This is a genomic window from Paracoccus sigandri (genome assembly GCF_003709565.1).
Lineage (GTDB): Bacteria > Pseudomonadota > Alphaproteobacteria > Rhodobacterales > Rhodobacteraceae > Paracoccus > Paracoccus siganidrum.
The window spans coordinates 52,995-69,556 of the sequence record NZ_QNRC01000013.1 but is presented as its reverse complement, the minus strand read 5'-3'; the positions used below and the strand labels follow the sequence as shown (position 1 = coordinate 69,556).

The 16,562-nt window shown below is 65.7% G+C and carries 17 protein-coding genes; 1 reads left to right on the top strand and 16 read right to left on the bottom strand.

The features are described from left to right. Positions 1-7 precede the first annotated feature (7 nt). The 5 genes from C9E82_RS13355 to C9E82_RS13335 are packed head-to-tail and all read right to left on the bottom strand — an operon-like array spanning position 8 to position 6,284. On the bottom strand, positions 8-2,203 hold the full coding sequence (locus tag C9E82_RS13355; RefSeq protein WP_119898366.1) for a phage tail protein: 2,196 nt from the start codon (positions 2,201-2,203) through the stop codon (positions 8-10). Further along, the gene (locus C9E82_RS13350; RefSeq protein ID WP_147393090.1) at positions 2,196-2,612 is read right to left on the bottom strand and encodes a DUF6950 family protein; all 417 of its coding nucleotides are present in this window, start codon (positions 2,610-2,612) and stop codon (positions 2,196-2,198) included. The genes C9E82_RS13355 and C9E82_RS13350 overlap by 8 nt, the downstream gene beginning before the upstream one ends. Further along, positions 2,609-3,202 (bottom strand): hypothetical protein, encoded by a 594-nt coding sequence (locus C9E82_RS13345; protein WP_119898368.1) that lies wholly within the window; start codon positions 3,200-3,202, stop codon positions 2,609-2,611. The genes C9E82_RS13350 and C9E82_RS13345 overlap by 4 nt, the downstream gene beginning before the upstream one ends. After that, positions 3,193-3,978 (bottom strand): hypothetical protein, encoded by a 786-nt coding sequence (locus tag C9E82_RS13340; RefSeq protein ID WP_119898369.1) that lies wholly within the window; start codon positions 3,976-3,978, stop codon positions 3,193-3,195. The genes C9E82_RS13345 and C9E82_RS13340 overlap by 10 nt, the downstream gene beginning before the upstream one ends. Next, entirely contained in the window at positions 3,978-6,284 is a 2,307-nt protein-coding gene (locus C9E82_RS13335; RefSeq protein ID WP_147393091.1) for a hypothetical protein, read from the bottom strand. Before C9E82_RS13335 ends, C9E82_RS13340 begins: the two co-directional genes overlap by 1 nt. 24 nt (positions 6,285-6,308) lie before the next feature. On the opposite strand from C9E82_RS13335, the gene C9E82_RS24105 reads away from it, so the two are divergent. Continuing rightward, positions 6,309-6,671 (top strand): hypothetical protein, encoded by a 363-nt coding sequence (locus tag C9E82_RS24105; RefSeq protein WP_147393092.1) that lies wholly within the window; start codon positions 6,309-6,311, stop codon positions 6,669-6,671. A 273-nt stretch (positions 6,672-6,944) separates the two neighbouring features. Here the strand turns inward: C9E82_RS24105 and C9E82_RS13330 are convergent, their stop codons facing one another. The 11 genes from C9E82_RS13330 to C9E82_RS13280 all read right to left on the bottom strand — a co-directional run bounded on the left by C9E82_RS13330 (position 6,945) and on the right by C9E82_RS13280 (position 16,448). After that, complete coding sequence (locus tag C9E82_RS13330; RefSeq protein WP_119898371.1) at positions 6,945-7,286, bottom strand: hypothetical protein; 342 nt, start codon at positions 7,284-7,286, stop codon at positions 6,945-6,947. A gap of 2 nt (positions 7,287-7,288) precedes the next feature. Then, a complete protein-coding gene (locus C9E82_RS13325) occupies positions 7,289-7,702 on the bottom strand; it encodes a phage tail tube protein (RefSeq protein WP_147393093.1) in 414 nt (137 codons plus the stop codon). Between the two features lie 24 nt (positions 7,703-7,726). Continuing rightward, on the bottom strand, positions 7,727-8,149 hold the full coding sequence (locus C9E82_RS13320; protein ID WP_119898373.1) for a hypothetical protein: 423 nt from the start codon (positions 8,147-8,149) through the stop codon (positions 7,727-7,729). Between the two features lies 1 nt (position 8,150). Then, entirely contained in the window at positions 8,151-8,480 is a 330-nt protein-coding gene (locus tag C9E82_RS13315) for a head-tail joining protein (protein ID WP_119898374.1), read from the bottom strand. Then, the gene (locus C9E82_RS13310; protein ID WP_119898375.1) at positions 8,480-8,830 is read right to left on the bottom strand and encodes a DUF2190 family protein; all 351 of its coding nucleotides are present in this window, start codon (positions 8,828-8,830) and stop codon (positions 8,480-8,482) included. The genes C9E82_RS13315 and C9E82_RS13310 overlap by 1 nt, the downstream gene beginning before the upstream one ends. Positions 8,831-8,912: 82 nt before the next feature. Beyond that, positions 8,913-11,015 (bottom strand): head maturation protease, ClpP-related, encoded by a 2,103-nt coding sequence (locus C9E82_RS13305; RefSeq protein WP_119898376.1) that lies wholly within the window; start codon positions 11,013-11,015, stop codon positions 8,913-8,915. After that, entirely contained in the window at positions 11,008-12,501 is a 1,494-nt protein-coding gene (locus C9E82_RS13300) for a phage portal protein (RefSeq protein ID WP_119898377.1), read from the bottom strand. Before C9E82_RS13300 ends, C9E82_RS13305 begins: the two co-directional genes overlap by 8 nt. 1 nt (position 12,502) lies before the next feature. After that, the gene (locus C9E82_RS13295; protein ID WP_119898378.1) at positions 12,503-12,697 is read right to left on the bottom strand and encodes a phage head-tail joining protein; all 195 of its coding nucleotides are present in this window, start codon (positions 12,695-12,697) and stop codon (positions 12,503-12,505) included. Beyond that, complete coding sequence (locus C9E82_RS13290; RefSeq protein WP_119898379.1) at positions 12,697-14,877, bottom strand: phage terminase large subunit family protein; 2,181 nt, start codon at positions 14,875-14,877, stop codon at positions 12,697-12,699. The genes C9E82_RS13295 and C9E82_RS13290 overlap by 1 nt, the downstream gene beginning before the upstream one ends. Before the next feature lie 2 nt (positions 14,878-14,879). After that, complete coding sequence (locus C9E82_RS13285) at positions 14,880-15,554, bottom strand: terminase small subunit (protein WP_119898380.1); 675 nt, start codon at positions 15,552-15,554, stop codon at positions 14,880-14,882. A 117-nt stretch (positions 15,555-15,671) separates the two neighbouring features. Next, a complete protein-coding gene (locus C9E82_RS13280; protein WP_240643550.1) occupies positions 15,672-16,448 on the bottom strand; it encodes a hypothetical protein in 777 nt (258 codons plus the stop codon). Between the last annotated feature and the right edge of the window lie 114 nt (positions 16,449-16,562).

Here is a 16,562-nt window from a genome sequence, read left to right as displayed (position 1 = left end):
CTCGATGTCAGGAAGTGGTGGCGCTGGCGCTGTCGGTGAACCCGGACAGGTTCGACCACTGGTCGCGTGCGCGCGCGAAGTAGTAGCGTGTGGTGCCGCTGCCCAGGCCTGTCTCGGACCGGGCGACGGAGACGGACGCCCCGGCGGGAACCGTCCAGAGCAGTTCGGCAGTCAGGCTGCTGTCCACGTCATTGCCGTAGATCAGCAGCGTGCGGGCATTGGGGTCGGCCGCCTGCGTCGCGGTGACATTGATACGGTTGGCGCCCTGGGCAACGGCGGTGATCCCCTGCGGGACCGGCAGAGATCCGGACGGGCCTGCCGCCGTGATCGGAGCCGAGGTCCGCCATTCCGACTCACCATAGGTCCCGATGGAGCGCACCCGGATCTGATAGTCTGTGCCGATCTGCGGGAACTGCAGGGTGACGGAAAACACCCCGAATTCGTCGGCCGCATCCAGCGACAGCTTGCCGCCGGGCCGAACGGCGGGCGTGCCGCTGCTCCCGGCATAGACGATCCATTCATATTCGTAGCCCGTGACGGATGCCGAGGGCGAGCCGTTCCAGGCGGCGATCACGCCCGGTATCACCGTGTCGCCGCTCTGCTCGGCGGCGGCGGTGCCGGTGGTCATCACGATCGAGGGCGGCGGCTGGACGCGCCCGACGCTGCCGTCGAAGGCCCCGGCCAGCACGTCCTGTTCCTCGGTCGCCGCGTTCCAGGCATAGATCGCGTCCGAACTCTCGGTCAGCACGGTCGGCAGGCGGATGGTGATCGACTCATCATCGTTGACCCCCGCGAAAGGGGAGATGCTGTCCACCTCGTACTTGCCCTGCCACGCCCCGAAGGGCGAACCCAGATCGACATCGCACATCGAGCCCGCGACCAGGTCGAAGCTATCGGGAAACAGCTCGAAAGAGATCCCGCGCTGCATGCGGCTGCGCTCGGCCGCAATCTTGGCCAGCCGCTCGGCCTGCCGGTAATCGGTTACGAAATCCAGATCGAGCCAGAGGCGCTTGGCCACGCCGCCATCGGCCTCCTGGGCGCCGGGCACCACATAGACGGGCGTCTCCGCGCTTTCATAGGCCCGGTCGGGTGCCGGATAGCGTGCCACCGCCTCGGTATAGAGGTCATCCGAGGACCGCCAGCGGATCAGGTCCAGCGGCTGGCCATCCGTATAATCGGTGATCGTCTTGACGCTCGGCCGCGGCGTGGCCGGGATGATCCCGAGCCGCCCGCCGATGCGCGTCAAGCGCGACGCGCCGGCCGCCAGCAGCGGCTGCAACTGGTCCTCCAGCTCCGCCCCGTCGCCGAAGACCAGGACCCCGTCGCAGCAATAGCGCGGGATCGTCCCGCCGCCCTTGACCGCCACTGCCTCATCGGCCACATCCGCCGCCCACCGGAACGTATCGAGGCGCAGATACTGGTCGCTATAAGCACGCACCGGATTGTTGCGCAGAGCATCGAGAACGATCAACGCCTGGTTGCGCGAGAATGCCAGCGTGCCTCCGGTGCGCGGATCGCGGACCAATGACCAGTTACCATCCACATTCAATTCCGGCGGGGTTGCGGGCCAGCGCTCCTGGCGTCCTTCGTCATCACCGCAATTCAGCCGCGCCCACAGCACCGTGCGTCCCTGCCAGGCGTCTGACGCGGTGAAATACCCATCCGTCTCGCTGACGATCTGGGCCGGGCAGACGATCTGGCTGCCGTTGCCGATCCAGTATCGCACATGGCCCGAGAAGGGATCGTTGGTGGCGACGGCACCACCCCCGCCCCCGAAATCGAATTCGTTGCCGGATTTCTCGACCACGCGCTTGTCGAACAAGGGCGTAAACGGTCCGGCGGATGGCCTGCTGTTGAGCAGGTAGCAGATGTAGAGGACGCGGCCTTTCACTGTCCAGGCAACCGGGGTTCCGGGCGCCCATGTCTTGCCATAGACGAAACGATAGGCAGGCAACGAGGTGGGCCGTGTCAGCTCGGTTCGGACAGCCTCCTGTTTCGGATTGCCGCGCAGCTTCTGAGCGATCAAGTTCAAGCCGACCGAGATGGCCATGGTGACCACTCCCGACACAACCGCGAAGGCAGCCGTCCCGGCAGACAGGCCAAACACTGTTCCCGCAACCCATGCGCCGACCGGCGCCGCCTCGGCCGGCTCGGCATGCGCGAAGCCGACCAGCGCTGTGGTGACCAATAGCAGTTTACGCATGCCAGCCCTTGTCCGCGCTCCGCAGGATGGCGAAGCCGTTTCGTGATTTTCCGGCCCACTGGCCGGGTTGGATGCAGATCAGAAGTGACGCCAGCAGGACCCGGCGTGGGCCATGCAGCAGGCCCAGTTCCGGGGCGAAGTGGACGAAGGCCAGACCGCCGGTCGCGTGACCCGCCCGAAGGCCGGCGCGGCGCGCATGGCGGTCCGCCATCTCCTCCAGGCCGCCGCCGTGATCCAGCAGGCGCACCGCGCCCATCAGCCCGTGATAGCCGCGCAGGGCGGCCATCGGATCGAAGCCCCACAGGGCGGCAAACACGTCGCAGGCGGCGCTGCAGCAGTCACAGGGACCCCATTCGAACGGGCGGGACATCACCCGTTCGACCTCGGCCAGCACTGTCTCCGGCGTCACGGCTCGGGCCACCAGGTCTTTTCGGCCAGCGACTGCGAGAACATCAGGTGCCGCCCGGCCGTGTCGCCCGGATACTGCCGCGACTGGTCCTCATGGCTGTGCGCGATCGAGGCCAGCGAGCGATAGGACGGGCCGGTCGCGATGGTCACGCGCAGACCGAACATCGTCTCGACCCGGCCGTCATCGCTGACGATCTCGACGGTCATCCCCATGCCATCGGCGGTGCCCGACGACACTTCGACGGCGCCGATCAGGCTGTTGCCGCCCCGTTCGGTCACCGCGCCCATGTAGACCGCTGCGGTCGCGCCCTTGATGGCCGTGTTGGTATAGGCCTCCAGATCCGGGAAATCAGAGACCAGCATCATGCTGAACTCGGTCGGGATGCCGGCGGCGACTTCCTCGGGGATATCGACCGAGCCGAACTTGCCGACGCCCAGCCAGGTCTGGCCGTTCCAGGTGATGTTGCCGCGCCCGCTATGCGCCCAGAGCGGCGCGCCGGGCCAGTCGATATGCGCCAGCACCACCGGGAAGAAGAATGGCCCGGAAATGGCCGTCAGCAGCGCTGAAGGAACGCCCCGCGTCAGGTCCATGTGTTCGGCCTTTCCTGAAACCCGCCGACCTCTTCGGCGAAGACCTCGCGGAAGTTCCACGTATAGGACCAGTCGCCGCTGACCGGCTGGACCGCGCGGGGAAGCGCACCCTCGACCCGGAACACCGCCTCATCCTGGCCCGCCATGCTGATCCGGCCGTTGCTGATCGACGGCATGCGGTCGAGCTTCAGCGTCACCTCGCCGGCCGAATTCGTGGCCGCAGGCCGCATCAGCCGGGCAATCTCGCTGACCGCGCTGTCGGCCAGGTCGTATATCCGGATGAAGTCCCCCGGCCTGCCGACGATGGCGTTGCCCGGCAGGCCCCAGGCGGGCAGATGCACCCACGCCCCGGCGGCGACCGGCACCCCGCCACGCACCACGAGGCCGCTATACCAGTTCAGCGGGTTCGGTCCTGAACCAGCTTGATAGGCCAGCGGATTGGGGCCGCTGCCTGCCCGCCACGCCAGCGGATTGGCGTTCATCGTCTCGCCTTGCCGCTGCAGCTCATCCAGCCACCAGTTGATGGGCGAGGACTGGAGGCGAACAGCGTGGATGCCGCCGTCGAGGATCTGTTTCAGCGTCTCGCAATAGCCGGCGCCCATGCGGCCGGCGGCCAGGGCCGAGACCACCACGGTCGCGATCCGGCGACGGGGCTGGGAGGCCTGCATCTGGTCGCGCCCGGTGAGCCCGGAGCGCAGCCGGGCAGTCGGGGCGATCTGCGTCCATTCCCCGCCGAGCGCGCCGACCGGGGGCCAGGGGAAGACCTGTATCGGCATCAGAACTGCCTTCCGAAGGTCTTGGTCTTGCCCATGGCGCGGCCTGTCGCGGATACGGCATCGCCGACGATCGACTGGCGGGCGGAGGAGACGACATTGCCGGCGATGTCGTACATGGTCGCGGTCAGCTCGCCGACCGATTTGTCAAAGCCGATCGACATGTGGTCCGGGCCGCGCTCCGACGCTTCATCGGCCATGCGTTTCGAGATCTCATGCGGGATGATCTGCGTCCCGCGCGGCAGGTTCAGGATCTCGCCGCCGCGCTCATGGACGCGCGTCAGCCCGCCCTGCCAGCTTTTCGTGCCGTTGGCATTCGACCCGATGCCGAGCCAGGACAAGGCGCCGCCGACCACGCTGCCCAGGCCGCCACCGTTCCAGACCATGTCGAATCCCTGCGTCCAGATCATGTCCGCGAACTTGTCGATCAGGCTGGACAGCACATCCCGGAACGAACTGCCGCGGCGCGACAACTCCCGGAAGCCGTCGCTGAGGCTGGTCTTCCACTCATCGGTGGCGCTTTTCAGCTCCTTCATGCCCTCGATCTGCCGCGTGAGTTCCGAGATTTCCCGGCCGGCGACGGACCCGGCCGATACGCCCGCCTTCTGCAGGTTCTCCCAGATCGCCGCATCGGTGGCATTCATCCACAGCGTGGCCTTCAGCTTCGCGGCTTCCTCGCGCAGGCTTTTCAGGACCTTCTGCAGCTCGGACATCTTGCCGCCGGCCTTCGAGGCGCTGGAGCCCGCCTTGTCGGCGGCGCCGGAAAGACCTTCGCCGGAAGCGCCCGAGCCGCCGCCGAACTCGGCAGCCGCGCCCTCTGCGCTGGCGGCGACAAGTTCGTTCAGCGCCGCGACCGAGGCCAGGGGCGCCGTGACGCTTGACCAGCTGCGACGGATCGATTTCGTATTCTCCTTGACCACCGTCGCGCTATAGGAGGCGTGTTCCTCCATGCTGTCGGCCAGTTCAGCGCCGATCCCGGTCAGGCCAGGCGAGGTCATCCCCACCTTCTCGAAGAGCGAATTGATGCCATCGGCGATGGCCGAAGTCAGATCCGCGAACTTCCGCAGGATCCAGGCGAAGGCCTTGGTGAAGGCCGTCTCGATGGCAAGCGCCGCAAGGCCGATGCTTTCCGACATTAGCGCCGCGCCCATCTTCATTCGGTCCCAGACCTCAAGCGCCACGCCTTTCAGGGCGGACAGGGCCCCGCCGAAACTGCCGGTCGCCCTGATCAGCGCTGCAAACCCGGTCACCATCCGGTACATCATCCCGATCGGGGAGTTGGCGATCACCGTCCTGAACGTCTCTCCCAGCCCGGTGAACTCGTTGACCGCCTGCGCGGCCGACCGGACCAGGTTCCAGATCCCTGAGACCGCCGAGGAAATGATGGTGATCAGCGAGGACAGGAAGTTGGCAACCACCCGAACCGCGGCGGCAATGCCGTCGAACATCATCCGCAGGCCGCTGCCCCGTGTCATCAGCGAGACGAACGCCTTGGCCAGGGCCTCGATCATCGGCGCGAAGGCCGCGCCCAGATCGTTCCGAACCCCGCGCATGACGGTGCCGACCTCTGACAGCGCGGTCTTCATCGAGGCCAGGGACTTCACGGTCTGATTGCTCATCACGCCACCCAGGGCGGCGGCGCGATCGGCATATTCCTGCATCTGCTTGCCGCCGTTGCGCAGCAGCGGCAGCAGGGCGGTCGTATCCGAGGCCATCGCCTCCAGGTAGAAGGTGAAGTCCTGCTGGTTCAGGTTGGCCTTTTCCAGGGTATCCACATAGAGCTGCAGCGCCTGGGGGCCCGACAGCTTGCGGAACTGATCCGCCGTGACCCCGACCTTCGGCGCGACCACCTCGAAGAAATCCTTCATCGGCCCGCCGCCGGTCGAGATGAAGTCGCCGACCCGGTCGTTCACGTCCTTCAGGATGTCCGCCAGCTTTTCCTGCTCGATGCCGACCGAGCGCGCGCCGGCCGCCCAGCCCTGGAACTCCTCGGGCGTGGCATTGGCGACGCGCGACAGGTTGCGGATCTCGCCGGCCGTGTTGATCGCCGAGACCGACAGGCCTGCCAGCGCCACCGTCGCGGCGGCCGTTCCCTTCGCCAGGGCTGCCGCGGCATTCTTGCCGATCGAGGCCATGGCCGATTGCAGGGATCGAACGCCGGGCAGGTTGCCAAGCGCGCCCAGGCGCTTGTCCACATCGGCGCTGAAGCGCTGGATGCCGGACTTAGCCTGGTCGATTCCCTTCTGGAATTCGGCCTTGTCCAGTTGCAAACCGACCCTGAGTCGGCCAACCATCGCGCGACTGGTCATTCAACGCTCCATAGCAGGATTAAAATGCGGACAGTTCTCAACGTGGCAATCGCGATCTTTCCCGCCGTTGCCCTGGCCAATGACAATCTGCCGGAACTTCAACAAACGGTGTCTTCGATTGACGGGGTTGAAGTCCAAGCTTCTGGGACCATTGGGCAAACCATAACTGGATGGCAACTTCGGTCAGGAGGTGCGGCTTATGCCGTGGAATTGGCCGTAGACAGATCGACGCTCGCCTCTATCTCCGAATGCAAGTTCGAGCTTTTCCGAAGGGAAGACGATTGCGAGGTCAGCATAAAAGCCGAAGTGAAGGTATCGGGATCGCATGTTGATCTCCTGATATACGAAATCACTCGCCTCGACGCCGAGACCACTCCGCCAACGTAATAGTCGGGAGAACGACCTTCAGGCCGTCCAGATAGGCGCGCAGGTCCTTCTTCCCGTCGCCTGGACGCTCCAGGAGCTTCTTCAGCTTCGGCAGCTTTTTCGCGCGGGTCAGGGCCGCGGTGATCCAGGCGGCGGTGATCGCCAGATCATCGCGATCGCGCGCCCTTTCCTGCGCCGCGTCGATCTCGGCAAGCAGCAGTCGCGGCGTGATCAGCCAGAACCGATCCGGGCAAAGGCCGAGACGCAGCCAGACCGTATGCAGGCGGGCGAGGTCTAGCGCCCCGCCCTCCGCTTTCCCTTGCCGTTTCCCCCGGCATCCTCGACCGTGGGGAAGGCCGCCGCCAGCAGCTTGCCGGGCAGGTCCATGTCCTGCATGAGCAGGCCTTCCGCGACATCCTCGCCCACATCGTCATGGTGGCGCATCAGGGCGATATCGACCACGCGCAGCAGGACGTTCATGTCCGGTATACTGTTGCCCTCGCTCATCTCCATCAGCGGGGTGAGTTCCTTGCCATATTCTTCCTGCAGCCTGGCGATGCCGCGCAGGCCGAGCATGAGCCGGTATTCCCGGCCCTCGAAGCTGGCAGTGATCTCGCCGGTGATCTGTGCCGTCATGATCAGCCCTCGATCTGGGCCGAGATGCGGAACGTCGCCTCGGCGGTCATCTTGTCATCGATCGGAGCGGTGCGCGAATAGCCCTTCAGGAATGCGGAATACTGTTCCGGCGTCCCGCCCGTGCCCACGGTGATCTCCAGGATTACCTCTTCGCCGCTGGCCTTGATCTCCAGCAGCAGGGTATCGGTGGGCGAACCGGGGATGTAGTTCATCGGGATCGACAACTCGCCGCTGTCGATCAGTCCGGCGATGAACTGCCGGCGCCGGCCGGGCGACTTCATATGCGTCACCTCGACCTCATCGATCTGCTCATCGGGCAGTTCGAGGTCACCGACCAGCTCGATTTCAACGAATGTGGGGGTGGTGCCCCGGCCAATGCGCACGGTCGAGCCGTAGCCGATCATTCCAGCAGGCATGATCTGTTCTCCTCGCGAAAAATATCAGGGAAGGGTGGGTTCAGGCTGCCAGGACTGCACCCGGAAGCTCATGATCAGCGTGCCGACGATGCTTTCGGCCTGCGTGTGGGCAACGACACTGGTATCCTCCAGCTGGCATTTCAGTTCTGGGCCCCGAAGGGCGCCGTAGACCAGCGCCTCGATCACAGCGCTGTCGTCATCGAGGCGATCCTCGACATCGTCGCCGCCGACCCGGCGCAAGACCACCTGCAACAGCGTGCGGCGGGTGGTGGATTTCTGGCTGTCGCGCGAGGTCGGCTCGTTGGGCGTCACCACGCCCAGAACCGGAAGCGTGTGGACATCGACCGAGCCCGGCCAGACCTTCATGACGGTGACATCGGCGAAGCCGGGATCCGCGCCGAGGGCGGCCCGGACGGCGGCGCGGTATCCGGAACGGTAATGCGGCACGTCAGCCCCCCGTGATCAGATGCAGTTCGGCGACCAGGAACGCATCCGCGCTCGGCGAACCGGTGCTGTGGACCACGGTCACCCGATAGGAGCGCCCATCGGGCACCGTGATCATGTCGCCCCGGCGCAATTCGGGCGCGAGATTGCGCGCGACACGCCAGGTAGGGGCGTCGATGCGCAGGATCTGGCCATCGGCCGCCGTGACCTCGATGGGCGCCTCCCGGAAAATCGACTGGATCTCGCGATCCGGGCCGGATTGCGGGAAATACCGGGGCCGGGATCCGAAGACCCCGGCCAGAAGCCCGGTCAGGCCGAGATACAGATCCGTCATTACTCGCCCGTGGCGGCCGGGGCGGCCCCGTTCAGCCGGACCCTGCCGAGGCCCGAGGGGTTCGCGGCCGCCGCGACGGCCACGCCCACGAACAGCGTGCCCGCCGCCGGGACGTTGGTGCACAGCCGGCTGGTCGTGTTGACGTGGATGGCCTGGCCGACCGTCCAGGCCTGCGCCGAGACCTTGGCGAGATCGTAGACCCCTTCGACGTGGACCTCGACATCCTCGCCGACCTCGGCATCATGACCGGCGACGCCGGCCAGGACGCCGGCAACGACCATTCCGCCCGAATTGACGGCATGGGGGGCGGGGATCGATACCGCTGCGCCCTTCTGGATATAGTTCTTCATGCTCAGCTCCTGAGGTGATCGTGAATGACAAGAGCCGCCCAGAAGGCGGCTCTTTGTCGACGGTTATGCGGGTGCAGGCGGCTTACTCGCCCGGATTGAAGAACCCGCCGCGGAAATCGGCCGCCCCTTGACCAAAGTCATGCTCGACCGTCATCGAGAAGCCTTGGGTCCCGAAGGGTTCCTCGGTGCGCACGCGCGGGGCTTCCTGGCCTTCGAGGAAGCCATAGACCCAGCAGGGCGCCCGCTCGGACAGCAGATACCAGGATTCGTCCTCGATCTCGGTCGTGACCACCGGCTTCAGCCTGCCCGAGAACGGGTTCACCGCCCCGGCATCGGTCGGCGTGATCTGCGCGACGATCATTTCCGCCTGAGTTTCCATGGCGGGACCGACCAGCAGGATCGACGGCGACAGGTTCAGCTTCAACCCGTCGATCGAGGTCTGCAGCCGCATCGCGGCGCGGCCTCCCGACAGGGCGGCGGCCGTGATCCCCGTCCCGACTGCCGCGACGTTGTTGCGGCTGGCATGGAAGATCGGATTGCCGTCCGACAGGGTCGCGTTCAGGGCCGCAGCATAGAAGGTCTGCTCCTCGAAATGCACGATGGTCTCGCCATAGCTCGACAGCATGTCGTTGATGGCGCCAAGCTCGTCGTTGATCATCATCGTGCGGCTGATCGTGAGGCCGCGGGCATAGGGCACGATGATAGCGTTCTCCCCGCTTTCCCCGAAGGTGCCCCATTTGATCTCACCCGTCTCACCGACAGGCAACAGCGTCGGGAAGTCACCCGAACGGACCAGTGGCATCGGCCGGAAGTCCCGGAAATTCCGCTTCTTCGCGATGAGCCGATAGGTCGGCTGGAACTCGCTGTAGCGCTCCAGCAGCACCTTGTTCAGGGCGTTCTCGAAGATCGCCGGAAAATCGCTGGTCGAGTGAGACGCCGCCATCAGGACATCGATCTTGTCTCCCGAGGTCCTGATCTTGCCGCGATGGCCGATCGACGCCGCCGCCATATCGACAATGGACATTTCCATGTACTGGCGGGCGGCGCCGTTGGCCGGATCGCGGCCGGTGATCTGCGCATGCAGGGCGCTGGCCATGGCCGCGCGGCGGGTGCTGCGCTCATCGCGCAGGATGGTGCCGCGGGTCAGGCCGGCGCGCGCCTTGGCCGGGCGCTGAGCGTGCTTCATCTTGTACTCCTTGGTCGCCTGCTTGATGGTCAGCCCGCGGTTGATCCAGTTCATCGCGATATCCGCGCCGATCTTGCGCGAGGCGGCGAAGTTCATGATGGCCGTGGCATGGGCGTTGGGCTCATCATCTTCCTCGGCGTCGGGATCGTCTTCCCCCTCGGCATCGGGGTCATCATCCTCCGCGTCGGGATCGTCATCGATCTCGGCATCCGGATCATCGTCGTTCTCCAGATCGGGATCGTCCTCCTCCAGGGTGGGATCGTCTTCTTCCATGAGATCCTTGTCCTGGTCTTCCATCTGCGCGCGAAGCTGCGTCTTGGTGCGCTTACCCATGGTCTTCTCCTTCTGCTTGAGGTCAGCCGATCCGGCCATCATGGCCACGATCATCGATCCGGTGGCCCGCCGCTCCAGTCCGTCACCGATCTTCCGAAGCGCCGCAGGGGCCTTCGGATAGAGCCGGTAATCGAAGAGCGCCGCAGCGGCCGCATCGGTGCTCTCATCGGTTTCGGTGGCGAAACCCGCCTCGACGGCGGCAGCGCCGTCGAAATAGGTTTCCGCCTTCATGATGTCGCGCGCTTCTTCGACGGTGATGCCGGCGCGGGCGGCATAGATCGCGGCATATGCGTTCGCCAGGACGGATATCGCCTTGGCCGCGTGCAGGTGATCGTCCTCGGTCCCGCGCCCCTGCGTCCACCACTGTGCCGGATCGTGCACCATCATGATCGCACCGAGCGGCATGACGATCTTGTCGCCGGCCATGGCGATCAGCGAGGCGGCCGAGGCGGCGATCCCCTCGATGATGACGGTGACCTCCCCGGCATAGTTCTTCAGGGCGGTGTAGATCGCCTGTCCCTCGGTCGCGATTCCGCCGCCGGAATTGATGCGGACCGTCAGCGGGCCCGTCATGCCGGCAATCTCCTCGCGCACGGTTTTGGCCGTGAAACATTCCTCCTCCCAGAAGGACGAACCGACCGTGCCTGTCAGGAAGATTTCATTCATCGTTGCTGTCCTTGTCGTCGAAGGTCGCGTTTTTCCTCGACACGTCCGCGCGCGGATCGCTGTCGAAGGGCAATTGCAGCTTGTCGGCCTCTTCCTTGTCCTGGACCTGCTCCTGCAGAAGGCGTTCGGGATCGACGCCCAGCTGGCGCACGACGCCTTGCCGGGACTGGAAGCCTGAGCGCACCGCTTCGCGCAGCGCCGAGAACTCCCGCGCCGGGTCAACGAGGATCCGATGCGGCGGAACCCAGGTCAGGCGGACGGCCTTGCGATCCTCCCAGACCATCAGCTGGAAGGCCTCGTCCTGCTCGACCTCGGCCCAGGCCTCGATGAACCATTTGCCGAAGGGCTGCAGGAACATCGGCACCATCATCGTCCACTGCCAGCGCGAGACGTTCCGGTCCATTTCGAGCCGACCGATCCGGGCCGAACTGAAGTTGACGCCGGACAGGTCGCCTGTCAGCGCCTCATAGGTGATGCCTGCCCCCATCGCCACGGAACGCAGCACCCCCTTCTGGAACACATCGAAATCACCGACCTCGGGAGGGTCGGAGAACGTCAGATCCTCATCGTCGGCGATCTGCATGATGACGCCCGGCTCAAGCATCTTGCCAAGCTCGGGGCGGGGTTTGCCGTCCGCGCCGGTGTGGTGGAAGGCCGCGAAACAGGCTGCGATCTTCTGCCGCATCAGGTGGGCGTCTTCGGAATCGTCCAGGTTCAGCAGCTTTTCCGCGATAGGCGTGAACCAGCTGACGCCCCGCGTCTGGTCCGGTCGATCCACCCGGAAGATATGGATGATCTCATCGGCCGGGACTCGCTCGGAAATGTAGGGCGACGTGCCGGGCCGCCACTCGCCGCCCGGATGCTGGGTAAAGAGCCAATATGCGACACGGCTGTTGTCGGCATCGTATTCGATGCCTTCGCGGATCTCGTTGCCATCGGGCGACCGTCCCCAGCGGCTGTCATCGATATAGTCCGGTTCCAGCACCTCGATCTGCAGGGGGATCGCCAAACCCGAATTCGTGGGCCGGTGGCGGCGGATCAGGACCTCCCCCGCCTCTACGACCGTGTTCATCGCCACCGCCTGGAGCCCGTAGAAGTTCAGCAAGCCATGGCGGTCGATATCGGTCGTGTCCAGGTGATCCTCGATCAGTTCCAGACCGCGATCCCGGATCCGATCCCTGACCTCATCCCGCAACCCCTTCGATACCTGGACCTTGGGAATGATCCCGTCGCCGACGACATGCCCGCAGATCACCTGCTGCACCCGCGACGCGAAGGGCGCGTTGCGGATCATGTCGCGGACATAGAAGGATATCCGGCGTCGGTCTCGACTCGCCAGGTCGGCGTCGGACCCGCTGGGGCGGATACCATCGTTGCGATGCCCGAGGCGGGCAGCCCGATAGTGCATGGCGATGGTGCGCGCCTTCTCCCTCGCCGCCGCCCTTTGCGGCGACAGCGCCAGGATCACCCGATCCAGAAGGTTCATGTCAGCCACGCGAGAAGGTCGGCAGGTGGAAGCCGGAAGCGGGCTTCGGAGAGAGTTCATCCTCGATCATCGACACGATACGGCGCATCTCATCGAGGCTGCGAAACGTGACCTTCTCGCCATTGACCTCCAACGAGGTGACGCCCTTGGCGATGTTCGCCTTCAGCGCCGCAAGGTCTTCAACGGTATAGGCCATCAGAGCCACCTTCCTCGTTTCTGGATCCATCCGCCCCGACCAGGCGCCGATAGCGGGGTTTGTGCCGGCGCGGACGGCGGGCGAGCGGGCGCCGCGGCTGGGGCATCGGCAACCCCATCCTCGGCGGCTTCAAGATCATCGGGCGCGGGATCATCCTTCTGCGCCAGCGACAGATATGGGTTCTTGCTGCTCCAGCTGGCCCAGGTGACCGGATCGGACCAATCTATCTTCTCGCCGCCCTTTTGGATGTGCATGGCGCGCGCCTGGACCAGGTGATCAAGGCTTTCGTTGCGCACCATGCCCGGGCGCTTCTGCCATCCGCCCGGCTGGCGCCGTTCCGCCGTGAACTCGGTCAGGTGATCGTCGCCCATCCATTCCGGGATAAGGCAGGAGTTCACCATGCCTGCTTCGGCGCGAAGCGAGGCCATCACGGCGTCCTTCAACCGATCCGTCGCCATGAACAGGATCTCGACATCCTTGGCGACGCGACGGCGGCGGCTGCGCTGGCTGGCGCTTTCGGGCGCCTTCTTCCAGACCCGATCCTTGTGCTTCAACCCGCCTTCGCCCCGCGTCAGGTGCCACAGGTCGCGCTGGCCCGCACGGCGACGGCCGCGATAGAAACGATAGGCATTGTCGGTCGTGGCGCCGCCGCCATGAAGATCCACGCCGATGGCGACCGCGCGCAGCCGAGCGTCGGAGCGATCGACCGGCCAGCTGCGTTCCGCCAGGGGCGAGAGGGCTTCCCAATCCTCGGCGGCCTCGAATGGCTTCAGCAGCCGATCGGGATCGCCCCCCGGCAGCGTGAAGATGTCGAACCGGTCGATCGGCTGGTGCTGGCCGTTCTCGCCCCACGCCGTCACGCCGACATCGAAGCGGGTGGCCTGCACGTCCACCGAGATCGTCAGATAGCGCGCCCATGTCGGCGCGATGCCCTTGGGCAGGTCGAGACCGCGCGCCTTGTCGCGCAGCCCCTGCACGGTGACTTCCAGTTCCGACGCCGCCGAGCGCGGGAAATAGGGCTGGGCCTGACCGGTGTTCATGGCGGTTTTCAGCTTCTCCTCATCGCCGGTGGCCTCGAAGGTTTCGACGGCCTGCCGGTAGGACGTGACCAGCTCCCGCCAGGACGCGAAGGCCGCGGCGGCCCCGTCCAGCCAGTAGCTGAGCATGTCGGTCTTGCGGGCGATGCCGCTGTCGATCGGGACCAGCGTCGGCAGCCCCCGGTCATCCAGTTCGCGGCTCTCATGCAGCCAGCGCCCCACGGCGTTCAGTTCACGCTTCAGGTCGTGACCGAACCCGAACCCGCAATGCGGGCAGATCATTTCGGCGGCCTCGCCGGCCTCCATCGGATCGGCGCTGTCCGGATAGCGCAACCGCTTGAAGGTCGGCTCCAGCTCCGCCTCGCAATGGGGGCAGGGCCAATACCAGCGGCCGCGCGTGCCGTGCGGATAGAGCGACAGCACGCCATACTCGACGGGCGGGCAATCATGCGGCGTGACCGGACGCCAGCTTTCGTCCTTCAAGGGGGCGCCCGGGCTGCTTTCGACAACCACCATGCCGCGGGACAGGTAAGTCCGGGCGCGGGCGCGCATCAGCGAATAGGCATCGCCTTCCCCGTCGATGCTGTCGGGGAAGTGATCGTAATCCGTCCCCAGCACCAGCCGCATCGTCGCCGAACTCAGCTTGGTGATCGTCGGCCAGTCCAGCGTCAGCTGCGTCCCGCCCGTGAAGAGCTTGTGGTAGATGTTGTCCGAACCACGGCCATGCGCCTGGCGCGACCGAAGCTCGGGGCTGTTGCGCACCATCGGCGCGATCTTGTTGCGCTCGAATTCCGCCGCCGCTTCGCGCGTCATCTGAAACAGCGCGACCCGGCCCGGGTCCGAGGTGATCATATAGGCGATGGCCGATTGCAGCATCTGGGTCTTTCCCGACTGCGACGGCCCGCAGAAGGCCATGCCACGATAGGACCGCGATGCGATCATGTCGGTCGGCTCGACCATGTAGGGCGTCACGTCCCGCCGGAACGGCTGCCACTGGCCCGACACGTTGACCCGCATATACCGCTCGGCCGCCTCGGTCACGGTGATCCGCTGCGCGGGCCGCCATGCCGGCAATGCCTGTTTCAGCGCCGCCCTTGGATCAGCATAGGGCGGCAGCGGTTCGAACCGTTGATGTGCGCCCATGGTCAGATCAGCAGGCGCGCGCCCAGGTCGGAATCATCGATGTCCCGGCCGGTAAGTTCTTCTTCCTCGATCCGGTCGGCGATCGCGGTCAGGATGTCCTTGCCGATCCTGTCGACAACGGCGACCTGGGCGGGCGTGAGGTCAAGCTCGCGCTCCAGCCGATCGGGCATGCCCTCCAATCCGTCCCGGACGATCTTGCCGATGCTCTCCAGCAGATCGACCATGTCGGTCCGCTGCACCAACCGGCGACGGCGCAACTGGGCTTCCGACCAGCGCATGTCCGCCTCGGCCAGCTCGCGCCGTTCCTTGGCGCTCAGCTGCGCGGCCTGGTCGCCGACCTCGACGCCCAGGAACTCGGCCCGCAGCAGGCTGATCTGGTTCTCGTTGTGGCGGTTGCGCTGATCCGCCTCGGCCTCGCGCGCCATGCGCCATGCCCAGCAATGCGACAGGCGCAGCACATAGGCACGGCCATTGCCGCCGATCTGCGCGACCGGCATGCCGTCGCGGATCCATTTCGACACGGTGTTGACCGTGGTATCGAAGGCCCGCGCGATCTCCTCCTGGTTCATGTCGGCGTCGAGAATCGTCTCGGGCAGCGGGAAGCGGCGCAACTGCTGCGCCAGTTCGTCGTCAACCTCGACCGGCAGAAGCTGCGGCGGCTGATCCTGATCCGTCATGCCAGACCCCAACAACAACCCCATCTCCCAGCGCAGAAATTTCCCAAGTTAGTTGCGATTGTCGGGGCGCGAATGACCCCCGACAGGTTTCATCGAGGAAGGACCCGCGCCAAATCGTTATGCCCCCGACGCCCGGCGGCTGACCATCTTGGCGAGGGTCCGTTTCAGGTGGAACGGCAGGCGGTCCGCGTAGACCTCGGCCGCGCCATCGAAGAAGCCGAGCCGTTCCTCGTAAACCGGCGCGACGGTGGTGAAGTGCAGGATCTTCTGGATCGACCCGTCCGGGTTGCGCTTCCAGATGCCCGGCGAAAGTTTCGAGCCCTCGCGCGGAACGAAGAACCCGGCCCGCTTGCGGTTTCTGCGGCGCGAACGATCCGTGGTGTTCGCCGTCCGGTCCCGTTGCGCCTGCACCGCCGACAGCGCCTGGTTGCGTTCCCCGCTGGACCAGTTGCCATAGGCGTCGAGCTTGGCCCCGGCTGCCGGAACGGCGGCCTGAATATGGCCATCATAAGCCAGGCGCGCAGACAGAAGACCTTCAAGCCCGGTCTGGCCGCGCTGCCCGCCGAATTCCTGAACCTTCAGGAAATGGCGCCGACCGACCGATGGCCGCTCGATCACCTCGGCTTCCAGCTTGGTCGGGCGCGCGCCGCGAACGGTGAAGGCGTTCTTCGCAAACCGCGTCGGACGGTCGAAAACCTCATCCATGCGATCCTGGACATGCTGAAGCACATCCGAGGCGGTATCGTTCAGCGCCCAGGTCGCGGCCACACGGATATCGCGTTCGGCAAGGTGCCGCAGGCTGTCCTGCAACGCCTGATCCTCGACCGTGATCTTCAGCATGGTGATCCTCGATTGCTGCGGGCCTTCCACCCGCCTGGCTGCCGGGGTCCGCATCGGGCGGACCTGTGCATGATCGGGGCGCCGCAGCCTCCCCTCGTATGGCAGAAATGGAAGCGCCCGCCGGGGATGATCCCTGCGGGCGCACTTCCTGATACTATCCATGTGATT

Bases quoted from the DNA above. Each gene is read 5' to 3' on its own strand.
- C9E82_RS13355 (WP_119898366.1), bottom strand. From the start codon at position 2,203: ATGCGTAAACTGCTATTGGTCACCACAGCGCTGGTCGGCTTCGCGCAT.
- C9E82_RS13345 (WP_119898368.1), bottom strand. From the start codon at position 3,202: ATGGACCTGACGCGGGGCGTTCCTTCAGCGCTGCTGACGGCCATTTCC.
- C9E82_RS13340 (WP_119898369.1), bottom strand. From the start codon at position 3,978: ATGCCGATACAGGTCTTCCCCTGGCCCCCGGTCGGCGCGCTCGGCGGG.
- C9E82_RS13335 (WP_147393091.1), bottom strand. From the start codon at position 6,284: ATGACCAGTCGCGCGATGGTTGGCCGACTCAGGGTCGGTTTGCAACTG.
- C9E82_RS24105 (WP_147393092.1), top strand. From the start codon at position 6,309: ATGCGGACAGTTCTCAACGTGGCAATCGCGATCTTTCCCGCCGTTGCC.
- C9E82_RS13330 (WP_119898371.1), bottom strand. From the start codon at position 7,286: ATGACGGCACAGATCACCGGCGAGATCACTGCCAGCTTCGAGGGCCGG.
- C9E82_RS13325 (WP_147393093.1), bottom strand. From the start codon at position 7,702: ATGCCTGCTGGAATGATCGGCTACGGCTCGACCGTGCGCATTGGCCGG.
- C9E82_RS13315 (WP_119898374.1), bottom strand. From the start codon at position 8,480: ATGACGGATCTGTATCTCGGCCTGACCGGGCTTCTGGCCGGGGTCTTC.
- C9E82_RS13310 (WP_119898375.1), bottom strand. From the start codon at position 8,830: ATGAAGAACTATATCCAGAAGGGCGCAGCGGTATCGATCCCCGCCCCC.
- C9E82_RS13305 (WP_119898376.1), bottom strand. From the start codon at position 11,015: ATGAATGAAATCTTCCTGACAGGCACGGTCGGTTCGTCCTTCTGGGAG.
- C9E82_RS13300 (WP_119898377.1), bottom strand. From the start codon at position 12,501: ATGAACCTTCTGGATCGGGTGATCCTGGCGCTGTCGCCGCAAAGGGCG.
- C9E82_RS13295 (WP_119898378.1), bottom strand. From the start codon at position 12,697: ATGGCCTATACCGTTGAAGACCTTGCGGCGCTGAAGGCGAACATCGCC.
- C9E82_RS13290 (WP_119898379.1), bottom strand. From the start codon at position 14,877: ATGGGCGCACATCAACGGTTCGAACCGCTGCCGCCCTATGCTGATCCA.
- C9E82_RS13285 (WP_119898380.1), bottom strand. From the start codon at position 15,554: ATGACGGATCAGGATCAGCCGCCGCAGCTTCTGCCGGTCGAGGTTGAC.
- C9E82_RS13280 (WP_240643550.1), bottom strand. From the start codon at position 16,448: ATGCGGACCCCGGCAGCCAGGCGGGTGGAAGGCCCGCAGCAATCGAGG.